Raw genomic sequence first — 5,642 nt, 5'->3', positions numbered from 1 at the left:
CCCCGCTCCGGCCGGCCGCGGGCCCGGCGGCCCCGTCCAGCAGCGCCTCGACGGCGGCGCGGGCCCGGCGGGCCGGGGCGGGGTCGTCGGTGATCGCGGCGGTGACGATGGCGCCCTCGGCCAGCAGCGGCACGGGGGACGGGTCGGCGAGGCCCGCCGCGCGGGCCCAGTCGGTGAGCTGGGCGTGGAAGGCCGCCTTGTGGGCGCGCACCTCGGCGAGGACGGCCGGGGAGGCCGGGCCCAGTTCGCCGAAGGCGTTGATCCAGGCGCAGCCCCGGTAGCCGGGCTCGGCGAACCAGCCGCCCAGCCAGTCGAAGGCGGCCAGCAGCCGGGCCCGCGGCTCGCGCTCCGCCTCGACGGCGGCGGACAGCCGGGCCCGCCAGCGCCGGTCGCGGCGGCGCAGCACGGCCACCACCAGGTCGTCCTTGGCGGGGTGCAGGCGGTAGATCCGCTTGAGCGGCAGCCCGGAGGCGGCGCGCACCTCGTCCATGCCGACGGCGCGCACGCCCTTCTCGTAGAACAGCGCCTCGGCGGCGTCGAGCAGCGCCTCGCCGTCCCGGCGGGCCTGTTCGTCGGTGAGCGGGGCGGGCATCAGCGGCTCCGATCCGGTGGCTCTTGACGTGGAGAACGGTCGTTCCCTAGCGTAGGCCCCGCCAAGGTGGAGAACGACCGTTCTCCACTCCGCCGGACCGCCGGAGGCCCACCGTGCCCGAGCACCGCCCGCCCCTGCCCCCGTTCACCCGCGCCACCGCGCTCGCCAAGGTCCGGGCCGCCGAGGACGCCTGGAACACCCGCGACCCCGAACGCGTCGCCCTCGCCTACACCCCCGACACGGTCTGGCGGAACCGGGACGTCTTCCTCACCGGCCGCGCCGAGGTCACCGCCTTCCTCACCGCCAAGTGGCAGCGCGAACGGGAGTACGCCCTGCGCAAGGAGCTCTGGGCCTTCGAGGACGACCGGATCGCCGTCCGCTTCCAGTACGAGTGGCACGACGCGGACGGCCAGTGGTGGCGCAGCTACGGCAACGAACTGTGGGAGTTCGACCCGCACGGCCTGATGCGCCGCCGCGAGGCCAGCATCGACGACGTCCGCATCGACGCCGCCGAGCGCCGCATCCACGGCCCCCGCCCGGCCGACGAGCCCGCCGGGGCGGCGGAACTGCCGCTGCGCTGAAACCGGACGCTCGGGCGGGGGCGAAGCCGGGGATTACCGCCCGCTCCCGCCCCGGCAGGGGTGCGCCGGGCCTTCTTGGGCTTCTTCCCGGCGCGGCGCGGGAACCGGGGGCTGTCGATCCCCGTGCCGTCGGAGCGGACCGCGAAGTGCGTCAGCCCCAGGTCGCCGACCTCGGGACGAGGCCCGGAACCGCTTCACCACCGGACCGGAGCCCGATGCACTGCGATCGGTCCCGGTAGCGTGTCCGCATGGTGCGAGTCCCCCTGACCCCCGAGCAGATCGAGGCCGGCCGCCGCCTGGGCGCGCTACTGCGCGAGACCCGGGCCGGCCGCGACCCCGTCGCCGTCGCGCACAGCGCCGGGATCTCCCCCGAGACCCTCCGCAAGATCGAGATGGGCCGCCTGCCCAGCCCCGGCTTCGGCACCGTCGTCGGCCTCTGCGCCACCCTCGGCCTCCCGCTCGACACCGCCGCCGGCGTCTGGCTCGGCGAGACGACCCGCTGAAGCGGCGGGCGACGTCACCGTTCGACCGCTCCCCCCGCGCGTGCGGGGATGACCCCGGTCGCGTAACCGAACTGGAGGCAGAGGCTCTCCGCTCCCCGCGCGTGCGGGGCTCAGTCCAGCACCAGGTACTGGCGGCCGTCGAGGAGTTCGCGGACGGCGTCCAGGTGGCCGGCGTGGGTGGCGGTCTCGGTGATCACGTGCAGGAGCACCTCGCGCAGGGTGCGGTAGCGCGGGCCGCCGAAGGAGTCCGGCCACCAGGCGAGGGGGGTCTCCGGGGTGGCGGTGGCCAGGAAGGTGTCGGCGCGGGCGGCCTCCTGCCGGTAGCGGGCGAGGACCTCCTCGGCGGTCAGTGCCGGGTCCGGGTGCCAGGCGTCGGTGCCGGAGCCGAGGATCTCCTCGATCGCGGCCCGCTCCCCCGCCGCCACCGCCCGGAACCAGAACTTCTCGACGTCCAGCGCGAGGTGGTGCACCAGCCCCAGGCACGTCCAGCCGGAGGGCAGCACCGGGCGGCGCAGGGCCTCCTCGTCGAGGCCCTCCAGGATCTCCAGGACGTGTTCGCGCCTGCCGTTCAACACGCCCAGCAGTGCGGTGAGTTCGGTATCGGACATGGGTCGGACCGTACCGCGCCGCACCGACAGCCCGGCGCGACGGGCGCGCCGGGCGGGGGCTCAGCGGCGGGCCAGCACCGCGTAGCGCTCGTCGTGGACCGGGCCGCCCCACAGTGCCGGCTCGGACTCCAGCGGGTGCAGGTCGAGCTCGCGGACCAGCGGGCGGAGCGCGGCGGTGAGGGTGGCGACAGGAACGCCGCCGGCCCAGGGGAGGCCCTCGGCGCCGGGGGCGTACGGCTCGACGACGGCACCGGCCTCGCGCCAGCGGCCCTCGATCAGGAGGAGGCGGCCGCCGGGGCGCAGGCGGGCGGCCCAGGCGCGCAGGGCGGCGAGCGGGTCGGGCAGCGTCCAGACCAGGTGGCGGCACAGGACGGCGTCGTAGCGGGCGGCGCCGGTCGGGGGCCGGCTCGCGTCGCCGGTCAGGAAGTGCCCCTCCAGCCCGGCGGCGGCGAACTTCTCCCGGGCCCGGTCGATCATCGCGGGGGCCAGGTCGACGCCCGTCACCCGGTGCCCGGCCTCGGCGAGCAGCTGCGAGAGCGAGCCGGTGCCGCAGCCGACGTCCAGCACGTCGAGCCCCTCGCCGGGCAGCCACCCGGCGAGGCGGCGGCGCCAGGCCAGCCGGGTGACGTCGTCGCGCAGGCCGTGGTCGGGCTCCTGGTCGAAGGCGGGGGCGGCGTCGTTCCAGTAGGCGGCGATGGGGTCGAGCGCTTCGTTCATCCGCATACGTTCTCATCCGCCGCCGACAGTGCCGGGCGCGCTCAGCCGCGCCCGCCCCGGCGGCGGTGGGCCGCCCGGACGGCGTGGACCGAGCGGTAGGAGAGCAGGGAGAGGACGGAGTCGGCGCTGAGCGCGGAGGCGGTGCTGCGCCAGGAGCCGACGGAGAGCACGGACAGCGCGGAGCCGATCGAGCCGACGGACAGGAACGAGCCGACCGAGCCGACCGAGAGGAAGGACCCGACCGAGCCGATGGACAGGAAGGACCCGACCGAACCGATCGAGTACCCGGACTTCTTCAGGTCGGACTTCTTCACGGGGGCTCCAGGCGCTCGGGGCGGGGCGGGCACACCCCAGCCTTCCGCCGCGCGGCCGCCCGCGCAAAGGCACCGCCCGCGCAAAGGCACCGGCCGGGCGAAGGCGGCGGCAGCGGCACCAGCTGCACGGAGGTGGCGGCACCGACCGGGCGGCTTCCGGAGCCGGGCCGTCCGGGTGCGGGCCCGCGCCGGGCGCGGAGCTGACGGGGCGTCACCACACGCCCACCGAGCGTCCGGACGGGGCCGGTGCTGTGAGATCCGCCACGGCGCAGGCGATTGCGTGGACGTGTCCGGGTGGGGCAGGGTGATTCGGCGTCAGGCTCCGTGCCCGGCAGCGCAGGTCCACCGGCTCCGGTCGGGCGGGACGGGCGAGCCGGAGCGGGGCGGATACCCGTCCGGCGGCCCTGGTGCCGGACGACTCCGGAAGGAAAGCATGTGACTCGGATCTCGGTCCGGGGCGTCGCTGTCGTCTCCGCCACCGCGGTGACCGCCGTCGGTGCCGTGGTCGGCGCGGCGGCCGGCAGCGAGGGCGGTGCCCCCGTCCGGACGGTCGACGTCGCGAGCGCCACGCTGTTCGGCGAGGCCCCCGCCGGTGCGCAGGCCCAGCAGGTCAGTGACGGCATCGGCCACCAGGCCGACGCCCAGCAGGTCTCGGCCGACGCCGCCGCGAAGAAGGCCGCCGAGGAGGCCGCCCGGCTGAAGGCCGCGGCCGAGGCACAGGCCAAGGCCGACGCGGACAAGGCTGCCAAGGCGGAGGCCGACAAGGCGGCGGCGGACAAGGCGGCGAAGGACAGGGCCGCCAAGGAGCAGGCCAGCCAGGCCGCCGCGCACAGCGTGCTCGCCGCGATCCCGGCCGGGTCGGTCCAGGAGACGGCGCGGCAGATCATCGGCGACGACACGCAGTTCCAGTGCTTCAGCCAGATCGTGCAGCGCGAGAGCGGCTGGAACTACACGGCCAGCAACCCCTCCGGCGCCTACGGCCTGGTCCAGGCGCTGCCGGGCTCCAAGATGGCCTCGGCCGGCGCGGACTGGCGCACCAACCCCGCCACCCAGATCAAGTGGGGCCTGAGCTACATGAACAGCCGCTACGGCAGCCCCTGCGGCGCCTGGTCGTTCTGGCAGACCCACCACTCGTACTGACGGGGCCCTGGCCGTAGCGACGGGTTCCGAGCCGCCCGCGCATCCGCACCGGGTGCGCGGGCTTCGCCGTTCCCGGGGGCGGCTGACTATGCTTCGCGTCTGCCGGAGAGCCCGGGAAGCACCGGGAGTGCCGGGGAGTGCTGCCCGCTTTTTGCGTTATCCGCCGCTGCCCGGTGGATCTCCGAGGGTGTGAGGGCAGGACGAGAGAACTCGAGGACGGACCGGGCTGTGGACAGTGGGCGGGCGGCGGCGCTGGTCGGGCGGGCGCAGCGCGGCGACCGGCAGGCGGTGGCGGAGCTGGTCGGCGGGCACCTGCCGCTGGTGTACAACGTGGTGGGCCGGGCGCTGTCGGGGCATCCGGACACCGACGACGTGGTGCAGGAGACGATGCTGCGGGCCGTGGACGGCCTGGGCGCGCTGCGCGATCCGGCGGGGTTCCGCAGCTGGCTGGTGGCGATCGCGCTGAACCAGGTGCGGCGGCGCTTCCGGGACGCGGACCCGGTGACCGCGCTGGACGGGGTGCCGGACCCGGCGGCGGTGGCCGATCCAGCGGCGGACTTCGTGGGCCTGACGATCGTCCGGCTGGGCCTGTCGGAGCAGCGCCGCGAGGTCGCCGAGGCGACCCGGTGGCTGGACGGGACGGACCGCGAACTGCTGTCGCTGTGGTGGCTGGAGGCGGCGGGCGAGCTGTCCCGGGCGGAGCTGGCGACGGCGCTCGAGGTGTCGCCGCAGCACGCGGCGGTGCGGGTGCAGCGGATGAAGGGCCAGTTGCAGGCGGCCCGGGTGGTCGTCCGGGCGCTGGCGGCGGTGCCCGGCTGCCCGTGGCTGGCGGAGCTGACGGCGGGCTGGAACGGCCTGCCGGGCACGCTGTGGCGCAAGCGGATCGGGCGGCACGTCCGGGAGTGCGCGCTGTGCGGGGAGCACCGCCGCGGCCTGGTGCCGGCCGAGGGCCTGTTGGCGGGGCTGGCGATGGTGCCGCTGCCGGACGGCGGCCGCTACGGCGGGTACGGCGACCCCGTCGGCTACCGCCCCGACGGCGGCAGCCACGGCGACGGCAGCGGTTACGACGGCGGCAACGGCGACGGCAGCGGTTACAACGACGGCTACGACGGCTACGGCGAGGTCGGGCACCGGGACGCCTCCCCGGCGCCGTCCGCGCGGCCCGGCCGGGCCGCGCACCGGCGGGG

The 5,642-nt window shown here is 76.2% G+C and carries 8 protein-coding genes; 4 read left to right on the top strand and 4 right to left on the bottom strand.

Going from position 1 to position 5,642, the window contains the following annotated elements; genetic code table 11:
• Nucleotides 1–592, bottom strand: a 592-nt coding sequence (locus tag ACFUEL_RS33830; protein WP_380241102.1) for a TetR/AcrR family transcriptional regulator, incomplete at its 3' end; no start/stop codon positions are given.
• A gap of 113 nt (nucleotides 593–705) precedes the next feature.
• Here ACFUEL_RS33830 and ACFUEL_RS33825 point away from each other — a divergent pair.
• Both ACFUEL_RS33825 and ACFUEL_RS33820 read left to right on the top strand, forming a co-directional pair.
• Nucleotides 706–1,173: a nuclear transport factor 2 family protein gene (locus ACFUEL_RS33825; protein ID WP_380241100.1), complete on the top strand. Its 468-nt coding sequence runs from the start codon at nucleotides 706–708 to the stop codon at nucleotides 1,171–1,173.
• Between the two features lie 248 nt (nucleotides 1,174–1,421).
• Entirely contained in the window at nucleotides 1,422–1,676 is a 255-nt protein-coding gene (locus ACFUEL_RS33820; protein ID WP_380241098.1) for a helix-turn-helix domain-containing protein, read from the top strand.
• 110 nt (nucleotides 1,677–1,786) lie between these two features.
• Here ACFUEL_RS33820 and ACFUEL_RS33815 read toward each other — a convergent pair whose 3' ends face one another.
• Genes ACFUEL_RS33815 through ACFUEL_RS33805 form a run of 3 tightly spaced genes read right to left on the bottom strand, consistent with a single transcriptional unit; the run spans nucleotide 1,787 to nucleotide 3,315 of the window.
• Entirely contained in the window at nucleotides 1,787–2,284 is a 498-nt protein-coding gene (locus ACFUEL_RS33815) for a DinB family protein (protein ID WP_380241096.1), read from the bottom strand.
• A 60-nt stretch (nucleotides 2,285–2,344) separates the two neighbouring features.
• Nucleotides 2,345–3,001, bottom strand: coding sequence for a class I SAM-dependent methyltransferase (locus ACFUEL_RS33810; RefSeq protein ID WP_380241094.1), 657 nt, complete (start codon nucleotides 2,999–3,001; stop codon nucleotides 2,345–2,347).
• Between the two features lie 41 nt (nucleotides 3,002–3,042).
• A complete protein-coding gene (locus ACFUEL_RS33805; RefSeq protein WP_380241092.1) occupies nucleotides 3,043–3,315 on the bottom strand; it encodes a hypothetical protein in 273 nt (90 codons plus the stop codon).
• A gap of 435 nt (nucleotides 3,316–3,750) precedes the next feature.
• Here ACFUEL_RS33805 and ACFUEL_RS33800 point away from each other — a divergent pair, with 435 nt between their 5' ends.
• Nucleotides 3,751–4,455, top strand: a complete 705-nt coding sequence (locus tag ACFUEL_RS33800) for a transglycosylase SLT domain-containing protein (protein ID WP_380241090.1) — start codon at nucleotides 3,751–3,753, stop codon at nucleotides 4,453–4,455.
• 228 nt (nucleotides 4,456–4,683) lie between these two features.
• Nucleotides 4,684–5,642 (top strand): RNA polymerase sigma factor (locus ACFUEL_RS33795; RefSeq protein WP_380241088.1); only part of this gene is annotated, 959 nt, incomplete at its 3' end.

This window comes from Kitasatospora sp. NPDC057198, from assembly GCF_042670125.1.
GTDB lineage: Bacteria > Actinomycetota > Actinomycetes > Streptomycetales > Streptomycetaceae > Kitasatospora.
The sequence above is the reverse complement of the archived record's forward strand: the minus strand, read 5'-3'. Positions and strand labels throughout refer to the sequence as shown.

What these genes read in the sequence shown, in the direction of transcription:
- ACFUEL_RS33820 (WP_380241098.1), top strand. Translation starts at nt 1,422, where the DNA reads ATGGTGCGAGTCCCCCTGACCCCCGAGCAGATCGAGGCCGGCCGCCGC.
- ACFUEL_RS33815 (WP_380241096.1), bottom strand. Translation starts at nt 2,284, where the DNA reads ATGTCCGATACCGAACTCACCGCACTGCTGGGCGTGTTGAACGGCAGG.
- ACFUEL_RS33810 (WP_380241094.1), bottom strand. Translation starts at nt 3,001, where the DNA reads ATGAACGAAGCGCTCGACCCCATCGCCGCCTACTGGAACGACGCCGCC.